This is a genomic window from Pseudomonas sp. FP597, from assembly GCF_030687435.1.
Classification (GTDB): Bacteria; Pseudomonadota; Gammaproteobacteria; order Pseudomonadales; family Pseudomonadaceae; genus Aquipseudomonas; species Aquipseudomonas lactucae.
Genome location: NZ_CP117432.1, coordinates 5,927,836 through 5,949,808 on the forward strand (window position 1 = coordinate 5,927,836; position 21,973 = coordinate 5,949,808).

18 protein-coding genes and 1 tRNA gene are annotated in these 21,973 nt (G+C 59.8%); 16 read left to right on the forward strand and 3 right to left on the reverse strand.

Annotation, left to right across the window (positions count from 1 at the left end; translation table 11 throughout):
• The first annotated feature begins 44 nt into the window (after positions 1 to 44).
• From rpsU to PSH66_RS27260, 6 genes are all read left to right on the forward strand, one after another.
• Positions 45 to 260 (forward strand): 30S ribosomal protein S21, encoded by a 216-nt coding sequence (gene rpsU, locus PSH66_RS27235; RefSeq protein ID WP_002551877.1) that lies wholly within the window; start codon positions 45 to 47, stop codon positions 258 to 260.
• A 444-nt stretch (positions 261 to 704) separates the two neighbouring features.
• On the forward strand, positions 705 to 2,675 hold the full coding sequence (gene dnaG / locus PSH66_RS27240) for a DNA primase (RefSeq protein ID WP_003176491.1): 1,971 nt from the start codon (positions 705 to 707) through the stop codon (positions 2,673 to 2,675).
• 67 nt (positions 2,676 to 2,742) lie between these two features.
• The gene (gene rpoD, locus PSH66_RS27245) at positions 2,743 to 4,593 is read left to right on the forward strand and encodes an RNA polymerase sigma factor RpoD (RefSeq protein ID WP_003176492.1); all 1,851 of its coding nucleotides are present in this window, start codon (positions 2,743 to 2,745) and stop codon (positions 4,591 to 4,593) included.
• Positions 4,594 to 4,716: 123 nt separating this feature from the next.
• A complete protein-coding gene (locus PSH66_RS27250) occupies positions 4,717 to 8,460 on the forward strand; it encodes an EAL domain-containing protein (RefSeq protein ID WP_003176493.1) in 3,744 nt (1,247 codons plus the stop codon).
• A 15-nt stretch (positions 8,461 to 8,475) separates the two neighbouring features.
• A tRNA-Ile gene (locus tag PSH66_RS27255) sits at positions 8,476 to 8,552 on the forward strand.
• Between the two features lie 397 nt (positions 8,553 to 8,949).
• A complete protein-coding gene (locus PSH66_RS27260) occupies positions 8,950 to 9,279 on the forward strand; it encodes a hypothetical protein (protein ID WP_305427987.1) in 330 nt (109 codons plus the stop codon).
• Between the two features lie 116 nt (positions 9,280 to 9,395).
• Here PSH66_RS27260 and PSH66_RS27265 read toward each other — a convergent pair whose 3' ends face one another.
• Positions 9,396 to 9,974, reverse strand: coding sequence for a DUF1349 domain-containing protein (locus tag PSH66_RS27265; RefSeq protein WP_370694864.1), 579 nt, complete (start codon positions 9,972 to 9,974; stop codon positions 9,396 to 9,398).
• Positions 9,975 to 10,269: 295 nt separating this feature from the next.
• On the opposite strand from PSH66_RS27265, the gene PSH66_RS27270 reads away from it, so the two are divergent.
• The 9 genes from PSH66_RS27270 to pqqE all read left to right on the forward strand — a co-directional run bounded on the left by PSH66_RS27270 (position 10,270) and on the right by pqqE (position 19,175).
• Positions 10,270 to 10,716: an Lrp/AsnC family transcriptional regulator gene (locus tag PSH66_RS27270; protein WP_078734923.1), complete on the forward strand. Its 447-nt coding sequence runs from the start codon at positions 10,270 to 10,272 to the stop codon at positions 10,714 to 10,716.
• A gap of 144 nt (positions 10,717 to 10,860) precedes the next feature.
• On the forward strand, positions 10,861 to 12,564 hold the full coding sequence (locus tag PSH66_RS27275; protein ID WP_141062959.1) for an NAD(P)/FAD-dependent oxidoreductase: 1,704 nt from the start codon (positions 10,861 to 10,863) through the stop codon (positions 12,562 to 12,564).
• Between the two features lie 11 nt (positions 12,565 to 12,575).
• On the forward strand, positions 12,576 to 13,370 hold the full coding sequence (locus tag PSH66_RS27280) for a carbon-nitrogen hydrolase family protein (protein ID WP_003176496.1): 795 nt from the start codon (positions 12,576 to 12,578) through the stop codon (positions 13,368 to 13,370).
• A 59-nt stretch (positions 13,371 to 13,429) separates the two neighbouring features.
• The gene (gene pqqF, locus PSH66_RS27285; RefSeq protein ID WP_305427988.1) at positions 13,430 to 15,799 is read left to right on the forward strand and encodes a pyrroloquinoline quinone biosynthesis protein PqqF; all 2,370 of its coding nucleotides are present in this window, start codon (positions 13,430 to 13,432) and stop codon (positions 15,797 to 15,799) included.
• Between the two features lie 159 nt (positions 15,800 to 15,958).
• A complete protein-coding gene (pqqA, locus tag PSH66_RS27290; protein ID WP_003194766.1) occupies positions 15,959 to 16,033 on the forward strand; it encodes a pyrroloquinoline quinone precursor peptide PqqA in 75 nt (24 codons plus the stop codon).
• Between the two features lie 71 nt (positions 16,034 to 16,104).
• Positions 16,105 to 17,016: a pyrroloquinoline quinone biosynthesis protein PqqB gene (gene pqqB / locus PSH66_RS27295; RefSeq protein WP_305427989.1), complete on the forward strand. Its 912-nt coding sequence runs from the start codon at positions 16,105 to 16,107 to the stop codon at positions 17,014 to 17,016.
• An 11-nt stretch (positions 17,017 to 17,027) separates the two neighbouring features.
• Complete coding sequence (pqqC, locus tag PSH66_RS27300) at positions 17,028 to 17,780, forward strand: pyrroloquinoline-quinone synthase PqqC (protein WP_003176500.1); 753 nt, start codon at positions 17,028 to 17,030, stop codon at positions 17,778 to 17,780.
• The gene (gene pqqD / locus PSH66_RS27305) at positions 17,777 to 18,052 is read left to right on the forward strand and encodes a pyrroloquinoline quinone biosynthesis peptide chaperone PqqD (RefSeq protein WP_003176501.1); all 276 of its coding nucleotides are present in this window, start codon (positions 17,777 to 17,779) and stop codon (positions 18,050 to 18,052) included. Before pqqC ends, pqqD begins: the two co-directional genes overlap by 4 nt.
• Positions 18,045 to 19,175 (forward strand): pyrroloquinoline quinone biosynthesis protein PqqE, encoded by a 1,131-nt coding sequence (pqqE, locus tag PSH66_RS27310; RefSeq protein ID WP_050784894.1) that lies wholly within the window; start codon positions 18,045 to 18,047, stop codon positions 19,173 to 19,175. The genes pqqD and pqqE overlap by 8 nt, the downstream gene beginning before the upstream one ends.
• A gap of 5 nt (positions 19,176 to 19,180) precedes the next feature.
• Here the strand turns inward: pqqE and PSH66_RS27315 are convergent, their stop codons facing one another.
• Positions 19,181 to 19,339 (reverse strand): YqaE/Pmp3 family membrane protein, encoded by a 159-nt coding sequence (locus PSH66_RS27315; RefSeq protein ID WP_003176503.1) that lies wholly within the window; start codon positions 19,337 to 19,339, stop codon positions 19,181 to 19,183.
• A 182-nt stretch (positions 19,340 to 19,521) separates the two neighbouring features.
• Positions 19,522 to 20,733 (reverse strand): aspartate aminotransferase family protein, encoded by a 1,212-nt coding sequence (locus PSH66_RS27320; RefSeq protein WP_370694865.1) that lies wholly within the window; start codon positions 20,731 to 20,733, stop codon positions 19,522 to 19,524.
• A 248-nt stretch (positions 20,734 to 20,981) separates the two neighbouring features.
• On the opposite strand from PSH66_RS27320, the gene PSH66_RS27325 reads away from it, so the two are divergent.
• Positions 20,982 to 21,881, forward strand: a complete 900-nt coding sequence (locus PSH66_RS27325; protein WP_305427990.1) for a LysR family transcriptional regulator — start codon at positions 20,982 to 20,984, stop codon at positions 21,879 to 21,881.
• Positions 21,882 to 21,973: the final 92 nt, after the last annotated feature.

The following is a 21,973-nucleotide window of genomic DNA, read 5'->3' on the forward strand; positions in this document are numbered from 1 at the left end:
GCGACGAGAACGTTGATCCCGGTAATGAAAGAAGGTAGCTCTGGATGCCAGCCGTCAAAGTAAAAGAGAACGAACCCTTCGACGTAGCTCTGCGTCGTTTCAAGCGCTCCTGCGAAAAAGCCGGTGTTCTGGCTGAAGTTCGTAGCCGCGAATTTTATGAGAAGCCAACTTCCGAGCGTAAGCGTAAAGCAGCAGCCGCTGTTAAGCGTCACGCGAAGAAAGTTCAGCGCGAACAGCGCCGCGCCGTTCGTCTGTACTAATACACAGACGTTCGTAGCAAGCTTCTGCCAAGCCCGGCCCTCAGCCGGGCTGTTGGCATTTGCGGATATCGCTTGATGCTTCATCGTCGACGCCGCACACGCGACCGAGACAACTGCTTCACACGTCAGGACTGGCTCTTCTGCCAGCGGTGCGCGTCTCTTCTGACGAGCCTAACAAGGCTACTGACGAGCACACTTATTCTGTAAGCAGGCGATCAACAGGTCGACTGTGCCCATCGATGAGCTTCCGAGGCCGCCCATAGGCCAAGACCGGACTCCCGGGCAAATTTTCTTCGCCGAATGCTGACGAGCACTAACGTCAGCGATTATTCGGCAGATACACTTCCTGGCAGCTCAAGCGAACAATTGATGGTCAAGCCACTTGATACGTGCGCCTGAGCACTTCACGGGCCCTCATTTACACGCAGTGATGACGAGAACGCCATGGCCGGGCTAATTCCCCAGAGCTTTATTGACGACCTTCTGAACCGCACCGACATCGTCGATGTTGTCAGCTCACGCGTGCAAATGAAGAAAGCGGGCAAGAACTACACCGCCTGCTGCCCGTTCCACAAGGAAAAGACCCCGTCGTTCAGCGTCAGCCCCGACAAGCAGTTCTACTACTGTTTCGGCTGCGGCGCGGGTGGCAATGCCCTCGGCTTCATCATGGACCACGACAACCTGGACTTTCCCCAGGCAGTCGAGGAACTGGCCAAAGCCGCCGGCATGGAAATCCCTCGCGAAGAAAGTGGTCGCCCGCATAAACCCCGGCAACCCACCGACTCGCCGTTGTACCCGCTGCTGACTGCCGCCGCCGACTTCTACCGCCAGGCGCTCAAAAGCCATCCACAGCGCAAAGCCGCCGTCGACTACCTCAAAGGCCGCGGCCTGACCGGTGAAATCGCCCGTGATTTCGGCCTGGGTTTCGCCCCGCCGGGCTGGGACAATCTGTACAAACACCTGAGCAGCGACACCCTCCAGCAAAAAGCCATGATCGACGCCGGCCTGCTGGTGGAAAACGCTGAAACCGGCAAGCGCTATGACCGCTTCCGCGACCGCGTGATGTTCCCGATCCGCGACAGCCGTGGGCGCATCATCGCCTTTGGCGGCAGGGTATTGGGGGACGACAAGCCCAAGTACCTGAACTCCCCGGAAACCCCGGTATTCCACAAAGGCCAGGAACTCTACGGCCTGTTCGAAGCACGCAAAAACAACCGCAACCTCGATGAAATCATCGTGGTCGAAGGCTATATGGACGTGATCGCCCTCGCCCAGCAAGGCCTGCGTAACGCGGTCGCCACTCTCGGCACGGCGACCAGCGAAGAACACATGAAGCGCCTGTTCCGCGTAGTGCCCAGCGTGCTGTTCTGCTTCGACGGCGACCAGGCCGGCCGCAACGCCGCCTGGCGCGCCCTCGAAGCGACGCTGTCGAGCCTGCAGGACGGGCGTCGTGCGCGCTTTTTGTTCCTGCCCGAAGGCGAAGACCCGGATACCCTGGTGCGCGCCGAAGGCACCGATGCATTCCGCGCGCGCATCAACCAACATGCGCAGCCGCTGGCAGACTACTTCTTCCAGCAACTGACCGAAGAGGCCGACCCGCGCTCCCTCGAAGGCAAGGCCCATATGGCCACCCTCGCCGCGCCGCTGATCGACAAGGTACCAGGGGCCAACCTGCGCACCCTGATGCGCCAGCGTCTGCTGGAAATTACCGGTTTAAGCGGCGAAGCGGTCAGCCAGCTGGTGCACAGCGCCCCCCAGGACGCGCCGCCAGCCTACGACCCCGGCATGGATTACGACGCCATGCCGGACTATGCCGATTTCCACCAACCGCACGAAGCCTATGCGCCTCAGCAGGAGTGGACACCGAAGAAACCCGGCGCCGGCGGCAAGAAGTGGGATAAGAAACCCTGGAGCAAGAACGGTAAGCGTGGTGATCGCGACGAGGCCTACGCCCCGCGCACCCCGGTTGCCGTAGAAGCGCCCATGCTGATTGCGCTGCGCACGCTTATTCATCACCCGCAACTGGCGGGCAAGGTCGAGAGCGCCGATCATTTTGCGAACGAAAGCAACAGTTATGCTCAAGTGCTGATCGCCCTGATCGAGGCCGTGCAGAAAAATCCTAAGCTAAACTCTATTCAACTGATGGCTCGTTGGCACGGCACAGAGCAAGGCCGCTTGTTGAAAGTCCTCGCGGAAAAGGAGTGGCTAATTGACGGCGACAACCTTGAACAACAGTTTTTAGACACCATTACTAGGTTATCCGCGGGTCAGCATACGCAGACCCTCGATGAACTGATCAAGAGAGCGCGGCAGCCGGGATTATCGGCTGACGAGCAAATTCAGATAGCAAAACAGATGCGCGACCTCTTAAAACAGAACGTTTGCACATCAAACCCGACCTCAGCTGGCGTGTGAGGTCATAGCTCGGGTATAATCCTCGGCTTGTTTTTTGCCCGCCAAGACCTTCAGTGGATAGGGTGTTATGTCCGGAAAAGCGCAACAGCAGTCTCGTATCAAAGAGTTGATCACCCTTGGTCGTGAGCAGAAGTATCTGACTTACGCAGAGGTCAACGATCACCTGCCTGAGGATATTTCAGATCCAGAGCAGGTGGAAGACATCATCCGCATGATTAATGACATGGGGATCCCCGTACACGAGAGTGCTCCGGATGCGGACGCCCTTATGTTGGCCGACGCCGATACCGACGAGGCAGCCGCTGAAGAAGCCGCTGCAGCGCTGGCCGCGGTGGAGACCGACATCGGTCGCACGACTGACCCTGTGCGCATGTATATGCGTGAAATGGGTACCGTCGAGTTGCTGACGCGCGAAGGCGAGATCGAAATCGCCAAGCGTATTGAAGAGGGTATCCGTGAAGTGATGGGCGCCATCGCGCACTTCCCTGGCACGGTTGACCACATTCTCTCCGAGTACACTCGCGTCACCACCGAAGGTGGCCGCCTGTCCGACGTCCTGAGCGGTTATATCGACCCGGACGACGGCATCGCGCCGCCTGCTGCCGAAGTACCGCCGCCTGTCGATGCCAAAGCCGCGAAAGCGGACGACGACTCCGACGACGACGAGGCTGAAGCCAGCACCGATGACGAAGAGGAAGCCGAAAGCGGTCCAGACCCGATTATTGCTGCCCAGCGTTTCGGTGCGGTTTCCGATCAAATGGAAATCACCCGCAAGGCACTGAAAAAGCACGGCCGCTCCAACAAGCAGGCAATCGCCGAACTGTTGGCCCTGGCTGAGCTGTTCATGCCAATCAAGCTGGTCCCGAAGCAATTCGAAGGCCTGGTTGAGCGCGTTCGCAGTGCCCTTGAGCGCCTGCGTGCACAAGAGCGGGCGATCATGCAGCTATGTGTGCGTGATGCACGCATGCCGCGCACCGACTTCCTGCGCCAGTTCCCGGGCAACGAAGTTGACGAAAGCTGGAGCGATGCGCTGGCCAAGGGCAAGTCGAAGTACGCCGAAGCCATTGGTCGCCTGCAGCCGGACATCATCCGTTGCCAGCAGAAGCTGACCGCGCTTGAGAACGAAACCGGTCTGACGATTGCCGAGATCAAGGACATCAACCGCCGCATGTCGATCGGTGAGGCCAAGGCCCGCCGCGCGAAGAAGGAGATGGTTGAAGCGAACTTGCGTCTGGTGATCTCCATCGCCAAGAAGTACACCAACCGTGGCTTGCAGTTCCTCGACCTGATCCAGGAAGGCAACATCGGCCTGATGAAGGCGGTGGACAAGTTCGAATACCGTCGCGGCTACAAGTTCTCGACTTATGCCACCTGGTGGATCCGTCAGGCGATCACTCGCTCGATTGCCGACCAGGCCCGCACCATCCGTATTCCGGTGCACATGATCGAGACCATCAACAAGCTCAACCGTATTTCCCGGCAGATGCTGCAGGAAATGGGTCGTGAACCGACCCCGGAAGAGCTGGGTGAACGCATGGAAATGCCTGAGGATAAGATCCGCAAGGTATTGAAGATCGCTAAAGAGCCGATCTCCATGGAAACCCCGATCGGTGATGACGAAGACTCCCACCTGGGTGACTTCATCGAAGACTCGACCATGCAGTCGCCAATCGATGTCGCCACTGTTGAGAGCCTTAAGGAAGCGACTCGCGACGTACTGTCCGGCCTCACTGCCCGTGAAGCCAAGGTACTGCGCATGCGTTTCGGCATCGACATGAATACCGACCACACCCTTGAGGAAGTCGGTAAGCAGTTTGACGTGACCCGCGAGCGGATCCGTCAGATCGAAGCCAAGGCGTTGCGCAAGTTGCGCCACCCGACGCGAAGCGAGCATCTGCGCTCCTTCCTCGACGAGTGATCCCAGAACCCCCGGCCCAGGCCGGGGGTTTTGCTATCCACTAGATAAAAACTCCCCGCAATACTCCTCCCCTGAAATGCCCGTCTACACTCGAACCATTCCCCGTGCCATAACGAGACCGTTATGCCCAGATTGCCGACCGTGATACTGCTGTCGCTGCTGACCTGGACCGCAACGGCTGGCGCGTTGACTCTTACTGATGATGAGCGTAGCTGGCTGACGGACCATCAGGAGCTGAGTCTTGGGGTGGATGCCTCATGGCCCCCCTTTGAATACCGCGATGAAGATGGCCGCTACCACGGCTTGTCGGCGGACTACGTGCGCCTGATCCAGGACCGCCTGGGCGTGCGGATAAAGCTGGTCGAGTCACCGAGTTGGAGCGCGGTCCTGGAAATGGCTCGAAACAATCAGCTCAACCTTATCCCCAGCATCATGTCGACCCCGGAACGCCAGCATTACCTGGCCTTCACCCGGCCTTATATCGACTTCCCGATGGTGATTCTTGCCCACGAAGGCGGTGCACGGCCGCGCAACCTCAAGGACCTTTACGGGCTGAAAGTTGCCGTGGTGGAAAACTACGCGCCCCACGAGTTGCTGCGCACCCATCACCCCGATCTCAATCTGGTGGCGCTGCCTAATGTCAGCTCGACGCTGCAAGCCCTGGCAACCGGTGAAGTCGACGCGGTGGTCAGCGACCTGGCGTCCAGTGTCTGGAGCCTGCGTGAACTCAAGCTCGACGGCCTGTACGTGAGTGGCGAAACGCCTTACCGCTATCAGCTGGCGATGGGTGTCCCACGGGACGACAAGATGCTGGTGGGCATCCTGGACAAAGTCCTCGCCGACCTGAGCCCAACCGAAACTGACGCCATCCAGCAACATTGGGTAGGCAGTGCCACCGATAACCGTACCTTCTGGAACGACCTGTTGATGTATGGCCTGCCCACCGTGCTGTTGTTGAGCACCGTATTGGCCATCGTGATTCGGATCAATCGCCGGCTCAGCTCGGAAATTTCCCGCCGGGTCGCCCTTGAACAGGAACTGCGTAGCAGTGAATACCACTACCGCGGCCTGGTGGAGAGCTTGTCGGCCATTGCCTGGGAAGCCAGCATCAGCGACTTCACTTACAGCTACGTATCGCCCCACGCCGAGGACCTTCTCGGCTATCCACGCGCCCACTGGCTGATTCCCGGCTTCTGGCGCAACATCATTCACCCCGCCGACCTGACCCGCGCCGAAACCTATTGTTATCGCGAAACCCGCGCCAACCGCGATCACAGCGTCGATTACCGGGTGATCACCGCCGATGGCCGCTGCCTGTGGGTGCGTGACATCGTCAGCCTGATCGAACACGGTCATGAACCGGTACTGCGCGGCCTCATGATTGATATCAGCGAAGCCAAGCGCACCGAAGAGGCCTTGCAGCTTTCCGAGCAGAAGTTTGCTTCAGTGTTCCAGCAGTGTCCGGACATCCTGGTCATTGCTCGGCTGTCCGATGGCTGCCTGCTGGAGGTCAATAAAGCCTTTGAAGATCAAATTGGCTTAACGGCCGCCCAGGTGATTGGTCGCAAAGGCACGGAGCTGGATATATGGGGTATACCGGGCATCGGCCCTGAATTGCTGAAGCGAGTCCAGAACACCAGTATCCACAACCTGGAAATGCCCTTCCTGCGCAGCAACGGTCAAGCCTTTACCGGGCTCATCTCTGCAGCGCCGTTCCAACTCGATACGGTCGAAGCCATTGTGGTCGTGGTACGCGATATCACCCAGCTCAAGGAAACCCAGCAACAGTTGCAGACCTCCGAAGAGAAGTTTGCCAAAGCCTTCCATGCATCACCCGATGGCCTGCTGCTCAGCCGTCAGCACGATGGCCTGCTGATTGAAGTCAACGAGGGTTTCAGCCGCATTACCGGCTTCGCCGCTGCAACCTCTCTTGACCAATCGACCCTGGAACTGGGTATCTGGGTCGACCTTAACGAGCGTAAACACATGCTGGAGCTGATGCACCGTGACGGGTTTGTCCGCGACTTCATTTGCCATATACGTCGCGCCGACGGGCAGATCCGCCTCTGCGAAGTCTCCAGTCGACCGTTGCCCATCGGCGATGACGACTGCATGCTGACCATTGCCCGCGATATCACCGAACGTCAGCTGATGCAGGAAAAACTGCAACAGGCCGCCACCGTCTTCGAGAGCACCGCCGAAGGCGTGTTGATCACCGATACCCGGCAAAACATCAGCGCCGTCAACCGCGCCTTCAGCGAGATCACCGGTTACAGCGAAGCCGAGGCCCTCGGCCAAACCCCGCGCCTGCTCGCCTCCGGCCTGCACGACAGCGCGTTCTACGCAGCGATGTGGCACCAATTGACAGCCCAGGGTCATTGGCAGGGCGAGATATCCAACCGTCGCAAGAACGGGGCGCTGTACCCCAGCTGGCTGACCATCAGCGCCGTGCGCAACCCCGATCAATTGATCACGCACTTTGTCGCCGTGTTTGCCGACATCTCCAGCCTCAAGTTGGCCCAGGCGCGCCTCGACTATCAGGCACACCACGATCCGCTGACCGGCCTGCCCAACCGCACGCTGTTTGAGAACCGGCTGCAGGCCGCCCTCAACGGTCATCAGGAAACCGGTAAACAGGGCGCGGTGCTGTTTCTTGACCTGGACCGCTTCAAGCACATCAATGACAGCCTCGGCCACCCTGTCGGCGACCTGCTGCTCAAAGACATCGCCGTGCGCCTCAAGGAACAACTGCGTGACATCGACACCGTCGCCCGCCTGGGCGGCGACGAATTCATCATCCTGCTGCCCGGCCTGCAACACGCCAATGATGCCGCGTACCTGGCAAATAAACTGCTGGCCTGCTTCACCCTGCCGTTCCAGGCCGGTGAACACGAGTTCTTTATCAGCGCCAGCATCGGCACCAGCCTGTACCCGCAGGACGGCACCGACGTCGCCACGCTGGTCAAAAATGCCGATGCCGCGATGTACCGTTCCAAGGCCAAGGGCCGTAACCGGGTCGAACACTACACCCGTGATCTCACCGCCCAGGCCAAGGAGCGCGTCGCCCTGGAGCACGAACTGCGTCGCGCCATCGAGCGTGACGAGTTGAGCCTCTACTACCAACCCAAACGAAGCCTCAAGACCCAGGCACTGATTGGCGCCGAAGCCTTGATCCGCTGGCATCACCCGACTTTTGGCGACGTACCGCCTGAACACTTCATCGCCCTGGCCGAAGAGAACGGCATGATCCTGCAGATTGGCGACTGGGTCCTGGAGCAGGCCTGTCGACAACTGCACGCCTGGCAAGGCACGTACCACGACTTCGGCTCGCTATCGGTCAACCTTGCCGGGGCGCAACTGCGCCATCCCAATCTGCTGACTCGCATTGAGCAGCTGTTGCGCGACTACCACCTGGCCCCCGGCTGCCTGCAACTGGAGATCACCGAAAACTTCATCATGAGCCAGGCCGAAGAAGCCCTGGAAGTGCTGCACCAGCTCAAACACCTGGGGGTGCAACTGGCAATCGATGACTTCGGTACTGGCTACTCGTCCCTCAGCTACCTCAAACGCCTGCCGCTGGATTTCCTGAAGATCGACCAATCCTTCGTCCGCGGCCTGCCCGATGACCCCCACGACGCCGCCATCGTGCGCGCCATCATCGCCCTGGGCCACAGCATGCAATTCACCATCATCGCCGAAGGCGTGGAAAACACCGCGCAACAAGCTTTCCTGGCCGCAGAAGGGTGCGAGCAAATGCAAGGCTACATCGTCAGCCTGCCCCTGCCACCCGAGCTTTTTGCAGCTTCCTTTCTTCGTAGACGCATTGAGGATTTTTCGGATAGCACAGTAGAGAAACCATCGCTATAATCCGCGACCTGTTAAGGGCCTATAGCTCAGTTGGTCAGAGCAGAGGACTCATAATCCTTTGGTCCACGGTTCAAGTCCGTGTGGGCCCACCAACTCCAAAGCCGCGCATTGCGCGGCTTTCGCGTTTCTGCGGTTTGGAAACTCACCGCCCTCAAAACTGCCAAAAACCGCCTTCCGTCCACAATTCGTCCAATTTCATTTTTGAACAGCCTGTTTTTTAACTCATCCTCTTCCTTCCTTCTCTCAAAAATCCGACCCAGGTAATTCAACGAAACGACCTCCGCTATGTGCCCAGGACTTAAATTCAAGATAAACGGAGCTACGGTTTGGCCGAACAGTTCTCGCCTGTCGGCACGCGTGCTCAATGCGACGCAAAGGGTTTGATCAACGTCGATTGAAATCTTGGAAGACCCTTAGATTTACGCCAGGAATGCTCCACGAAAATGTCACGAGATCGTTCTCTGCTGCCCAATGCGCGGAAAGTCACCCATGATCGGCAATACTTTGATTGCGGGTTGCCGACACGTCCTAAAACAACGTGAGCAAGAAGTCGGGCTAGCGATTCATCGCGAAATGAAATGGAACTGGCCGCAAGCGCCGTCATGTCGGACGCCTCGCCAAACCCAGTTTTTTAAAACTGTAAATGAGTTGTTCCTACACAAACTGGAACAACTGAACATGTTTGAATACCTGCAATTCCTCGCTCTTTACCTAGCCATCGAAGCTAAGCCCTACATTCCTCTGATGCAGATCATCAGCACGTCCGTAGCGACCTTGGCCGGATTGTTCACCATTGCCAATGTAATCCATCATTGGTGATTTCGTGCCCCCACCGGACCCCGGTGGGGGCTCAACAGAATACTAACTGCCTAACACCGCTCGGACGTAACCGTGCGACCAAGTCATCTGCGTGACTGACCTGGTCGGCATGTTGGCTAGCTCAAATCATGCAGGTCTCGCCCGAGAGGCTGGCTCAAAGACCACTCAGAAAACTTTACCCTCAACCCTTGCCGGTTCGGTGTGCAGCACATAGGGCCAACCCTATAGCGTTGTGCGTCTGGAAATGCAGCAAGCCTGAGCAATGGCCAAGTCATGCCGTCTGTGGAGTATTGCAAGCGCAGCACTCCATCGGAAACGGTCACACGAAGCCAAAAATCGGTTGGGTCGCCAGAAAAGCAACTGGGCGCCCAATCCGACGTACCTTGTGTCAGCACGCTACTGATCATTGGCATTCCATCGTTATATTCTATCCCTGCTTTGAGCCAGGTCTCTTCATTGAGCCTGACCATAACTCCCGCTTGGTCATAGAGCTCGCGAAAATCAGCGTTAACTCTGACTTGAGCGGTAAAGCCTCCAGTGGTCGCAATCCCCAGGAAATGTCCGCTGTCTCGAGTGAACCCATAATGAGTTTCACGCCAAAAATCGGTTTGGAAATCAGTAAACACTTCTAAAGAGTTGTCAGCAAAGCGTTGGCAACGTCTCGGTTTATTCAGCCATTTAGCAGCCTGCCAAATTGACGCTTCAACGTTCTGACTGACCACTTCAATCTGTTTTTTATCCACCATGCTACCCCCTCCATTGATTTGCTGAATCCCGCGCTGCAAACCAGTTTGCCACTCATGACCATCTAGCCGTGCAGACTGTATCAAGCTCATGATCGCCGCTCGTTTGTCGGTGTAAGCGAATCTATTTTCGGACAGAGGTTTGCGTTGAGACTATGGCTGAGTGCGATGACTCTTCAGCCATTACCTGCTGCCCGATACAAGCCTGTAACATGCCCGCCCATTGCCGCCCGTCACGGAGCCTCCCTTGCCTGTCCTGGATGAAATTGATCGTCAGTTGATCGCCGCGCTGCAGATCAACGCCCGCGAAAGCGTAGCCATGCTTGCCCGACAGTTGGGCATTGCGCGCACCACGGTGACGTCGCGTCTGGCGCGCCTGGAGAAAACCCAGGTGATCACCGGTTATGGCGTGCGCCTCGGGCAACGCGTGGTGGATGGCGGGCTACAGGCGTATGTCGGGATTACCGTCCAGGCGCGTTCGGGCAAGGAAGTGCTGCGCAGGCTCAGCGCCATGGCCCAGGTGCAGCAGTTATGCGCGGTGAGCGGCGAATTCGATTATGTGGCCTGGCTGCGCACCGATTCGCCGGAGCAGCTTGATCAGTTGCTGGACCAGATCGGCAGCGTCGACGGCGTGGAGAAAACCACCACCTCGATCATCCTCAGCAATAAATTGGATCGTGGCCAACCAATCTGACCGCCAATCTCGTCACTTTGACTAAAAACAGTTCATTACGACGACAGTTTGCGTCTTATTAACGGACGCAACGCTCCCTAAACTGGCTGCCATCTTTTCCTATACTCAACGGGTCGCCCCGTCGAGTCGCCAGTAAGGTCAGCCATGAGCATTCCGTCCAGTACACTCAGCAAGCCCCATCGCCACCCTGCAGACGGTAAAAAACCCATCACCATCTTCGGCCCGGATTTTCCGTTCGCCTTCGATGACTGGATCGAGCACCCCGCCGGCCTCGGCAGCATTCCCGCCGAGCACCATGGCGCGGAAGTGGCGATTGTCGGCGCGGGGATCGCCGGGCTGGTGGCCGCCTATGAGCTGATGAAACTGGGACTCAAACCTGTGGTGTACGAAGCCTCGAAAATGGGCGGCCGTCTGCGCTCCCAGGCCTTCGAAGGCGCCGAAGGCATCATCGCCGAGTTGGGTGGCATGCGTTTCCCGGTGTCGTCCACCGCGTTTTACCACTACGTCGACAAGCTCGGCCTGGAAACCAAACCGTTTCCCAACCCGCTCACTCCGGCCTCCGGCAGCACCGTGATCGACCTCGAAGGCGAAACCCATTACGCACAAAAGCTCTCCGACTTGCCTGCACTGTTCCAGGAAGTGGCTGACGCCTGGGCCGATGCCCTGGAAGCCGGCTCGCAGTTCGGCGATATCCAGCAAGCCATCCGCGACCGCGATGTGCCGCGCCTGAAAGCACTCTGGAACAAGCTGGTGCCGCTGTGGGACGACCGCACCTTCTACGACTTCGTCGCCACCTCCAAGGCCTTTGCAAAGTTGTCGTTCCATCACCGTGAAGTGTTCGGCCAGGTCGGTTTCGGCACTGGTGGCTGGGACTCCGACTTTCCCAACTCGATGCTGGAAATCTTTCGCGTGGTGATGACCAACTGCGACGACCACCAACACCTGGTGGTCGGCGGCGTGGCGCAAGTACCCATGGGCATCTGGCGCCATGTACCGGAGCGCTGCGCCCACTGGCCGGCCGGCACCAGCCTCAGCTCGCTGCACAGCGGCGCGCCTCGCGCGGGGGTCAAGCGTATTGCCCACGCGGCGGATGGCCGTTTCGCGGTGACCGACAACTATGGCGACACCCGCGAATACGCAGCCGTACTGACCACCTGCCAGAGCTGGCTGCTGACCACCCAGATCGAGTGCGACGAAAGCCTGTTCTCGCAAAAGATGTGGATGGCCCTGGACCGTACACGCTACATGCAATCGTCGAAAACCTTCGTGATGGTCGACCGCCCGTTCTGGAAAGACAAAGACCCGGAAACCGGCCGCGACCTGATGAGCATGACGCTCACCGACCGCCTGACCCGCGGCACTTACCTGTTCGACAACGGTGACGACAAGCCGGGGGTGATCTGCCTGTCGTATTCGTGGATGAGCGACGCACTGAAAATGCTGCCGCAGCCTATCGATAAACGCGTGAAACTGGCGCTCGACGCCTTGAAGAAGATCTATCCGAAAGTCGATATCAAGGCGCGCATCATCGGTGACCCGATCACCGTGTCCTGGGAGGCCGACCCGCACTTCCTCGGCGCGTTCAAAGGTGCCCTGCCCGGCCACTATCGCTACAACCAGCGGATGTATGCGCACTTCATGCAGAAGGACATGCCCGCCGAACAACGTGGGATTTTTATCGCCGGGGACGATGTTTCATGGACGCCCGCCTGGGTCGAAGGCGCAGTACAGACTTCGCTGAACGCCGTATGGGGCATCATGACTCACTTCGGCGGCAGCACTCACGCCGAGAACCCAGGCCCAGGTGACGTATTCGATGAAATCGGGCCGATCAGCCTGCCCGAGTAAGGAGCCAAGCCATGCGTGTCGCCCTGTATCAATGCCCGCCGCTACCGCTGGATGTGGCCGCTAATCTCAAGCGTCTGCACCAATTGGCGCATGAGGCCACCGACGCCGATGTCCTGGTGCTGCCGGAAATGTTCCTCACCGGCTACAACATCGGTGCCGAGGCGGTCGGCGCCTTGGCCGAGGCGCAGGATGGGGAGTCTGCGCAAGCCATTGCCGAAATCGCGCAAAACGCCGGGCTGGCCATTCTCTACGGCTACCCGGAGCGCGCCGGCGATGGGCAGATCTACAACGCCATACAGTTGATCGACGCCCACGGCCAGCGCTTGTGCAATTACCGCAAGACCCATCTGTTCGGCGACCTGGATCATACGATGTTCAGCGCCGGCGACGATGACGCCCCGCTGGTGGCACTCAATGGCTGGAAGCTGGGGTTCCTGATCTGCTACGACCTGGAGTTCCCGGAAAACACCCGGCGCCTGGCCCTGGCCGGCGCCGAACTGATCCTGGTGCCCACCGCCAATATGGTGCCGTTCGACTTTGTCGCCGACGTCACCGTGCGGGCGCGGGCCTTTGAAAACCAGTGCTACGTGGCCTACGCCAATTATTGCGGACACGAAGGTGAGATTCAGTACTGTGGGCAAAGCAGTATCGCCGCGCCGAATGGCCAGCAAATCGCCTTGGCCGGCCTGGATGAAGCCTTGATTGTCGGCACGCTGGAGCGCCAAGCAATCCTCGACGCCCGCACCGCCAACGACTACCTGCAAGACCGCCGTCCCGAGCTGTACGGAGCGCTGAACAAGCCCTGAGCCAGCGGGTTTACCAGCGGTTTGTTAGCATAGCCACTTCCTACGTTTTGGAAGTGCCCATGTCTGCGCCGGTCTACCCTCACTCCTTGCATCTGACCCTGCCCAATGGTCTGCGGGTTTCCCTGCGTCACGCGCCGCGCTTGAAGCGTTGCGCGGCAGCGTTAAGGGTGGCGGCCGGTAGCCACGACGTGCCATTGGCCTGGCCTGGGCTGGCGCATTTTCTTGAGCATCTATTATTTCTCGGCACAAAGCGTTTTCCTACGGCCGAAGGGTTGATGGCTTACGTGCAGCGCCATGGCGGCCAGGTGAACGCCAGTACCCGCGAGCGCACTACGGACTTCTTTTTTGAACTGCCCGTGCCGACTTTCGCCGATGGCCTGGATCGATTGGCGGACATGCTGACTCATCCGCGTTTGGCGATGGACGATCAACTGCGCGAGCGTGAGGTGCTGCACGCGGAATTTGTCGCCTGGTCCCAGGATGCCAAGGCGCAGCAGCAGGTGGCGCTGCTGGAAGGCTTGGCGGCGGATCATCCGCTGCGCGGCTTTCATGCGGGCAACCGCGACAGTCTGCCGGTGGAGCGTGAGGCCTTTCAGCAAGCGCTGCAGGAATTCCACGCGCACTTCTATCAGAGCGGGCAAATGACCTTGAGCCTTGCCGGCCCGCAATCACGGGTAGAGCTCGAAGCCCTGGCGCGGCGGTTCAGCGAGCAACTGACCGCCGGGCCTTTGCATCCTCAGGCTGCTCCACCTGCATTGATGCAGGGCCAGGTGCACCGCTATCAACACTGCGCCGATCAGTATCTGCATCACGTCATCGCCTGCGACGCGCCGCGTGACGCATTGGATTTTCTGTGTACCTGGCTCAATGCCCCGGCATCCGGCGGCCTGCTCGCCGAGCTGAAAGCACGCGGGCTGGCCACGGCCGTGCAGGCGTCGGTGCTGTACCACTTCGCCGGGCAAGCGCTGCTGGATATCGACGTTACGCTCAACATCGACGACGTATCGACGACACAGATCGAGGCGCTGCTGCACGACTGGCTGAGCTTTTTCGCACACAGCGACTGGGCGCCACTGCGCGAAGAATTCGCCCTGCTCAACGCTCGTCAACAACAGGTCCAGGGCGCCCTGGCATTAGCCCGAAACGACAGCGAAGACCTTTCGGAAGCGGGCGTGGCCGCGCTCAAGGCCGTGCTCGATTCGCTGCACCTGCCGCCCGCCGAACACCAATGGCAACTGCCGCCGAACAACCCGTTCCTGCGCCCACCGATAGAGGAGGAGCGCGCCGGCCTGATACGCGGCCAAACCAGCGCCCACCGTGGCTTGCGCACCTTTGCTCAGGACCGCACACGCGGCCGGCGTGAAGCGTCGGCGCTGACCTTCAGCCAGGCCCTGGCGGACGACAGCGACGAAGGCGCGCTGTACGTACACTGGCGATTTGATGCGCTGGCGCCAGTCGGGCTGGAAAGTGCCCATCAGACCTTGCGTGAAAACGCTCGCCAGGCTGGCGTCGAATTGTCATTCGATACCGCCGGTAATGAAGGGTGGGTCAAGATGGTCGGCCTGCACGCCCCCATGCCTGCCGTGCTCGACGCATTGGCGCACAGCCTCGCTCAACCCTGCGAGACACCTGCGCCCCCAACCCCGATGATCGCCATCCGCGAGTTGCTCAAGGCGCTACCGGCATGCTGCACCGGCGCCCCTTGCGAACCCCGTGCAACGCCCGCGTCATGGAGCTCTGCACGCTGGCACGGGCTCGGCCTGGGTCTACCCGCCGCCTGTGAAGCACTGATAAAAACCGCTGCCGCCCGGCTGCCGGGGCAACCCACACGCCTTCAAACCGTGCCCCCAACCGCCAGCGCCCAACGCGTGTGGCATGAAGTCAAAACCGACACCACCGAAGCGGCCCTGCTGCTGTTTTGCCCGACACCAAGCCAGACCCTGGCCGATGAAGCCTCATGGCGCCTGCTCGCTCATCGGCTGCAGGGGCCGTTCTACCAGCGCCTGCGGGTAGAGCTGCAAATCGGCTATGCGGTGTTCAGCGGCATCCGGCAGATCAACGGACAAACCGGCCTGCTGTTGGGTGTGCAATCGCCTACCGTGTCGCTGGAGGGGATCGTAGATCACCTGCGAGCGTTCCTCGCCGACTTGCCGACGCTGATTGAAGACAGCGACGACACGGGCAACCTGGCCCTGGCGCAGCAGTTTTCAGCCCAGACGCTTCCCACCTCCCAAGCCGCCGAACTGTTGTGGCACGCGCACCTGGCCGGCCATCCGTCGGGTTACCTGGAGCAGCTCCAACACCTTGTCCAGAACCGTACACGCGACGATCTGCACTACGCGGCGCGGCAATTGAACGACGCGGCAGGCGGCTGGCACTGCGTTGCCAATGGCCCTTCCATCGGCGAGGCCTGGAAGGCGGTGGGCTGATCATTGCCAACCCTGCAACAGGCTTTTTCCATCAAGACAGCGCTAACTTGATCAGAATTGCGTAACATTCCCACGCACACATCTGAACATCTCCGTCTGGAGGTGGACTATATGTATTACTTGGTAGTAAACGTCCCATCCCTTCGTAGGAGTAAGAATATGACTTGGTCCAAACCTGCTTACACTGATCTGCGCATCGGCTTCGAAGTCACCATGTACTTCGCCAGCCGTTAATCCGCTGGGTAATACAACGCCTCGGTTCGCCCGGGGCGTTTTTGTTTTGAGCTTTGCGTGATGGAGCAATCATGTTTGTCCAGATTCTAGGTTCTGCCGCCGGCGGTGGTTTCCCACAGTGGAATTGCAACTGCGTGAACTGCGCAGGTTTTCGTAACGGCAGCCTGCGGGCGCAGTCGCGGACCCAGTCGTCTATCGCGATCTCCGATGATGGCGTCAATTGGGTGCTGTGCAACGCCTCCCCGGATATTCGCGCGCAACTGCAAGGGTTTGCGCCGATGCAACCTGGCCGCGCCCTGCGCGATACCGGTATCGGCGCGATCATCCTGATGGACAGCCAGATCGACCACACCACCGGCCTGTTGAGCCTGCGCGAAGGCTGCCCGCACCCGGTGTGGTGCACCGACATGGTCCATGAAGACCTGAGCACCGGCTTCCCGCTGTTTACCATGCTCACCCACTGGAACGGCGGCCTGGCCTGGAACCGTATCGAGCTGGATGCCAGCTTCAGCATCCCGGCCTGCCCGAACCTGCGCTTTACCCCGCTGCCGCTGCGCAGCGCCGCACCGCCCTACTCGCCGCATCGCTTCGATCCTCACCCGGGCGACAACATCGGCCTGATCGTCGAAGACCTGCGCACCGGCGGCAAATTGTTCTATGCACCGGGGTTGGGCAAGGTCGACGCGCCGTTGCTGGAGATCATGGCCGGCAGCGATTGCCTGCTGGTGGACGGCACAATGTGGGACGACGATGAAATGCAGCGCCGCGGCGTAGGCACCCGCACCGGGCGCGAAATGGGCCACCTGGCGCAGAACGGCCCCGGCGGCATGCTTGAAGTGCTTGAGCAGCTACCCAAGCAGCGCAAGGTGCTTATCCACATCAACAACACCAACCCTATCCTCGATGAAGACTCCCCCGAGCGCGCGGAGCTGGTACGGCGCAATGTCGAAGTGGCTTACGACGGCATGAGCATCCAATTGTAGGAGCAACGCAAATGACTGACACACCGCTGACGCCCGCCGAGTTTGAAGCGGCCTTGCGGGCCAAGGGCGCCTTCTACCATATCCATCACCCCTACCATGTGGCGATGTATGAAGGCCGCGCCAGCCGCGAACAGATCCAGGGCTGGGTCGCCAACCGCTTCTACTACCAGGTGAACATTCCCCTGAAGGACGCCGCGATCCTGGCCAACTGCCCGGACCGCGAGATTCGTCGTGAGTGGATTCAACGCCTGCTCGACCATGACGGCGCGCCCGGCGAAGACGGCGGCATCGAAGCCTGGCTGCGCCTGGGCCAGGCGGTCGGCCTCGACCCCGACCAACTGCGTTCCCAGGAATTGGTGCTGCCCGGCGTGCGGTTTGCGGTGGATGCCTACGTCAACTTCGCCCGTCGCGCCAGTTGGCAGGAGGCTGCCAGCAGCTCGTTGACCGAACTGTTCGCGCCGCAGATCCATCAGTCGCGCCTCGACAGCTGGCCGCAGCACTATCCGTGGATCGACCCGACCGGCTACGAATATTTCCGTACCCGCCTGGGCCAGGCACGTCGCGATGTCGAGCACGGCCTGGCGATCACCCTGCAGCACTACACCACCCGTGAAGGCCAGGAGCGCATGCTGGAAATTCTCCAGTTCAAGCTGGACATCCTGTGGAGCATGCTCGACGCCATGAGCATGGCCTATGAACTCAAACGCCCGCCCTATCACAGCGTGACCGAGCAGCGGGTCTGGCATAAAGGGATCGCCCTATGACCTTTGATCGCAGCAAAATACCGACCTGGCGCCCGGGCTACCGCTATCAATACGAGCCGGCGCAAAAAGGCCATGTGCTGCTCTATCCCGAGGGCATGATCAAGCTCAACGATAGCGCGGCGTTGATCGGCGGTTTGATCGATGGCGAGCGCGACGTGGCCGCGATCATCGCCGAGCTGGATAAACAATTTCCTGGTGTGCCTGAGCTCGGTGACGACATCGAGCAATTCATGGAGGTCGCCCGTGCTGAGCACTGGATCACCCTTGCCTGAAAAGCCAGCCATTGGTCTGCCGCTGTGGCTGCTGGCCGAGCTGACCTACCGCTGCCCGTTGCAGTGCCCGTACTGTTCCAACCCGCTGGACTTCGCCGAGCAGGGTAAGGAACTGAGCACCGAACAGTGGATCAAGGTCTTTCGCGAAGCCCGCGAGATGGGCGCCGCGCAGTTGGGTTTTTCCGGTGGTGAGCCGCTGGTGCGCCAAGACCTCGCGGAATTGATCGCCGAGGCGCGCAAGCTGGGGTTCTACACCAACCTGATCACCTCCGGCATCGGCCTGACCGAGCAGAAAATCAGCGATTTCAAGAAGGCCGGTCTGGACCATATCCAGATCAGCTTCCAGGCCAGCGATGAACAGGTGAACAACCTGCTGGCCGGCTCGAAAAAAGCCTTCGCGCAAAAGCTGGAAATGGCCCGTGCGGTGAAAGCCCACGGCTACCCGATGGTGCTGAACTTCGTCACCCATCGGCACAATATCGACAAGATCGACCGCATCATCGAGCTGTGCATCGCGCTGGAAGCGGACTTCGTCGAACTTGCCACCTGCCAGTTCTACGGCTGGGCGCAGCTCAACCGTGTGGGGTTATTGCCCACTCAGGAGCAACTGGTACGCGCCGAACGCATCACCAACGAATACCGCGCCAAGCTTGAAGCCGAAGGCCACCCGTGCAAGCTGATCTTCGTGACGCCGGATTATTACGAGGAGCGCCCTAAAGCCTGCATGAACGGCTGGGGCAGTATTTTTCTGACAGTCACACCGGACGGCACCGCCCTGCCCTGTCACGGCGCCCGACAGATGCCGGTGCAATTTCCCAACGTGCGCGACCACAGCATGCAACACATCTGGTACGACTCGTTTGGCTTCAACCGCTTTCGCGGCTACGACTGGATGCCCGAGCCGTGCCGTTCATGCGATGAAAAGGAAAAGGACTTCGGCGGCTGCCGATGCCAGGCCTTCATGCTCACGGGGGATGCGAGCAATGCAGACCCGGTGTGCAGCAAGTCCGAGCATCACGGCATCATCCTTAACGCGCGGGAAGAAGCCGAACACGCCACCCAGACCATCGAGCAACTGGCCTTTCGCAATGAGCGCAACTCACGGCTCATCGCAAAAGGCTAAGGGCCTCAACGCTTGGCGATGATGTACACCGCGTGGATGATGCCTGGGAAGTAACCGCACAAGGTCAGCAGAATGTTCAGCCAGAACGCGCCGCCGAAGCCTACTTGCAGGAACACACCCAGTGGCGGCAGCAAAATGGCGATGATGATACGAATGAAATCCATGGGTCAGCTCCAGAAAATCGGCTCGTGTGAGCCGTGTAGCTAATCGACCTTGGGGGTTCGTGAGGGTTCAGTGAATTCTGGCATTGCGCCATCCTGTAATAAGCAGACAAAAAAACGCCCCCAGCCAAAATAATCAGGCTGGAGGCGCCGCGTATGCCGCGAGACGGTTCAGGAATAAGAGATTAAACGGCGATGCCCTTGCGGCATTGCAGTTGCGCGGTGCGCACGCGGGAAAACGCGCGGGCCAGGCGCAGGAGCATTTCGTCGATGTTGCTTTTGCTCACGGTGAGCGCCGGGGTGAAGCGCAGGCAGTCGGGTTGCGGCGCAGTGAGGATCAGGCCTTCGTGCAGGGCGGCTTTTACCACGGCATCTGCGCAATCATCCGACAAGGTCAGGCCCCACATCAGGCCCTGGCCACGCAGTTGGCCGTGATCGTAGCGATGAGCCAGGCGCGCCAGCCCTTCGCCCAGATACAGACCGGACTCGCGCACATGCTCAAGAAAGCCGTGTTCCAGCACCGCGTCGAGTACCGCCGCGCCGGCCGACGCCATCAGCGCGTTGCCATGATGGGTGCCGTCCAACTCACCCACTTCAAAACAGCATGCGTTGCCGCGTGCCAACAGTGCCGCCAGGGGCACGCCGCCGCCCAGGCCTTTACCGAGGGTGATGATGTCGGCGCGCACGCCGTATTGCTGTTCGGCAAGCAACGTACCGCAACGGCCAAGACCGGTTTGCACTTCGTCAAGGATCAGCAGGATGCCCAGTTCACGGCACAGCCGCTCGACGCCCTTCAAGTAATGCTCGGTGGCGGGCATTACGCCGACACCCTGAAGCGGTTCGAGCAGGATGGCCACCGTTTGCGCATCGACGGCTGCGTGCAGCGCCGGCAGGTCATTGAACGGCACGTGGCTGAAACCGGGCAATTGCGGCTCGAAGCGGTTTTCCAAGGCTTGCGCCGACGCCGCCAGCGTCGCAAAGCTGCGGCCATGGCAACCGTTGCTGGCGCTGATAATGCGGTATGCGCCACCACGATGCAGTTGGCCCCATTTGCGCGCCAGCTTGATCGCCGCTTCACAGGCTTCCGCGCCGCTGTTAAGCAGATAGGCCTGGTCACTGCCGGTACGGTGGCACAACCGCTCGACGAGATTGAGTTGGGGGCGGTTATGCAGGCCCATGCCGGGGTTGATCAGCGCTTGTGCCTGCTGGTTCAGGGCACTGATCAATACCTGTGGGCTATGACCGAGACTGTTCGCGCCATTACCCTGACTGAAGTCCAGATAAGCACGGTCGTCACTGTCCCACAGCCAGGAACCCTGGCCACGCGAAAAGACTTGAGGCGGCCTGGCCACGGTGGGCATCAGCGGTTCACTGGACGCATCATCCGTTGCGTCCATCACCAGATCATCCAGGCTTGGCGTGGGGCGAAGCCGGCTGAACAGGCTCACGGATCAACCCCGATAGCAACCAAGCCTGGTGCGAACACCACCTGTGGATTGTTTGCCTTGCCTATGTAAATGCTATCAACCCAAACACTGTTCATTGCCCGATCCGGCCCTGTAAGCCCTGCGAATAGGCGCTAGACTAGGCGTCTGGTGGGCCGACGGCCATTTCGATTTTGCAGCTTTTTCGATAAGAAAAACTTATGGATTTCAAGCAACTGCGTTATTTCGTCGCGGTGTATGAAGAAGGCCATGTGGGCCGTGCCGCTGAACGTCTGTCGATCTCCCAACCGGCCTTGTCGCAACAGATCCGCCAGTTGGAGCAGAACCTGGATGTGAGCCTGTTCGAACGCAGCAGCAAGCGACTATTGCCGACTCTTGCGGCCCATACCTTGTACAACCACGCGTTGCCCTTGATTGATGGCATGCAACAGGCCGTCGAGGCGCTGCGTAACTTCAGGGGCCAGGCGTTGCGCACCCTGGCCATCGGCGTGCTGCAAACCGTGCACACCAGCCTGGTGCCGCAAATGCTTGAGCGCGTGCGCAAGGCTCAGCCGCACCTGGTGGTGCAGATCTACGAATTGACCGGTATTGAGATTGAGCGGCGGTTGCTCAACGGTTCGCTGGACATCGGCATCAGCTATCTGCCGCCACGTCAGCCAGGGCTGCATGGGGTGTTGTTGTATGAAGATGAGTTGAAGGTGGTCATCCCCGAAGACCATCCCCTGCGCGAATTCAAGAAAGTTTCGCTGAAACAGGCGGCCGAGCTGCCGATGTTGTTGCTGGGAGAAGAGTTTCAAGTGCGCCAGATCTGGCAAGGCCAACTCGCCAACCTTGGGCGACGACCGCAAGTGCAGGCAGAACTGAACACCATGGTGGGGATTCTCGACAGCCTGCCCCACACCAAACTGGCCACGGTGCTGCCGGGACGCTCTCAGGATGAGCACAACAGCCAGTCACTATTGTGGAAACCCTTGAGTGAACCGCGGGTGCCGCTCAAAGTGGGGCTGGTATGCCGTGACGTACAGCGCCAGCACGCGACGATGGCGCTGCTGCGCACCCTGCTCGAAGACATGATGAATGCCCCGCCGGCGCCCGCCTGACTTTTTCGCCGCCCAAAAGAAAACCCCGCCGAAGCGGGGCTTTGCAGACTGTTTCCCTTGACATCCATTTCACTCCGCCGTCCTGGCAGAAT

What these genes read in the sequence shown, in the direction of transcription:
- rpsU (WP_002551877.1), top strand. Translation starts at nt 45, where the DNA reads ATGCCAGCCGTCAAAGTAAAAGAGAACGAACCCTTCGACGTAGCTCTG.
- dnaG (WP_003176491.1), top strand. Translation starts at nt 705, where the DNA reads ATGGCCGGGCTAATTCCCCAGAGCTTTATTGACGACCTTCTGAACCGC.
- rpoD (WP_003176492.1), top strand. Translation starts at nt 2,743, where the DNA reads ATGTCCGGAAAAGCGCAACAGCAGTCTCGTATCAAAGAGTTGATCACC.
- PSH66_RS27250 (WP_003176493.1), top strand. Translation starts at nt 4,717, where the DNA reads ATGCCCAGATTGCCGACCGTGATACTGCTGTCGCTGCTGACCTGGACC.
- PSH66_RS27260 (WP_305427987.1), top strand. Translation starts at nt 8,950, where the DNA reads ATGATCGGCAATACTTTGATTGCGGGTTGCCGACACGTCCTAAAACAA.
- PSH66_RS27275 (WP_141062959.1), top strand. Translation starts at nt 10,861, where the DNA reads ATGAGCATTCCGTCCAGTACACTCAGCAAGCCCCATCGCCACCCTGCA.
- PSH66_RS27280 (WP_003176496.1), top strand. Translation starts at nt 12,576, where the DNA reads ATGCGTGTCGCCCTGTATCAATGCCCGCCGCTACCGCTGGATGTGGCC.
- pqqF (WP_305427988.1), top strand. Translation starts at nt 13,430, where the DNA reads ATGTCTGCGCCGGTCTACCCTCACTCCTTGCATCTGACCCTGCCCAAT.
- pqqB (WP_305427989.1), top strand. Translation starts at nt 16,105, where the DNA reads ATGTTTGTCCAGATTCTAGGTTCTGCCGCCGGCGGTGGTTTCCCACAG.
- pqqC (WP_003176500.1), top strand. Translation starts at nt 17,028, where the DNA reads ATGACTGACACACCGCTGACGCCCGCCGAGTTTGAAGCGGCCTTGCGG.
- pqqD (WP_003176501.1), top strand. Translation starts at nt 17,777, where the DNA reads ATGACCTTTGATCGCAGCAAAATACCGACCTGGCGCCCGGGCTACCGC.
- PSH66_RS27315 (WP_003176503.1), bottom strand. Translation starts at nt 19,339, where the DNA reads ATGGATTTCATTCGTATCATCATCGCCATTTTGCTGCCGCCACTGGGT.
- PSH66_RS27320 (WP_370694865.1), bottom strand. Translation starts at nt 20,733, where the DNA reads ATGGACGCAACGGATGATGCGTCCAGTGAACCGCTGATGCCCACCGTG.
- PSH66_RS27325 (WP_305427990.1), top strand. Translation starts at nt 20,982, where the DNA reads ATGGATTTCAAGCAACTGCGTTATTTCGTCGCGGTGTATGAAGAAGGC.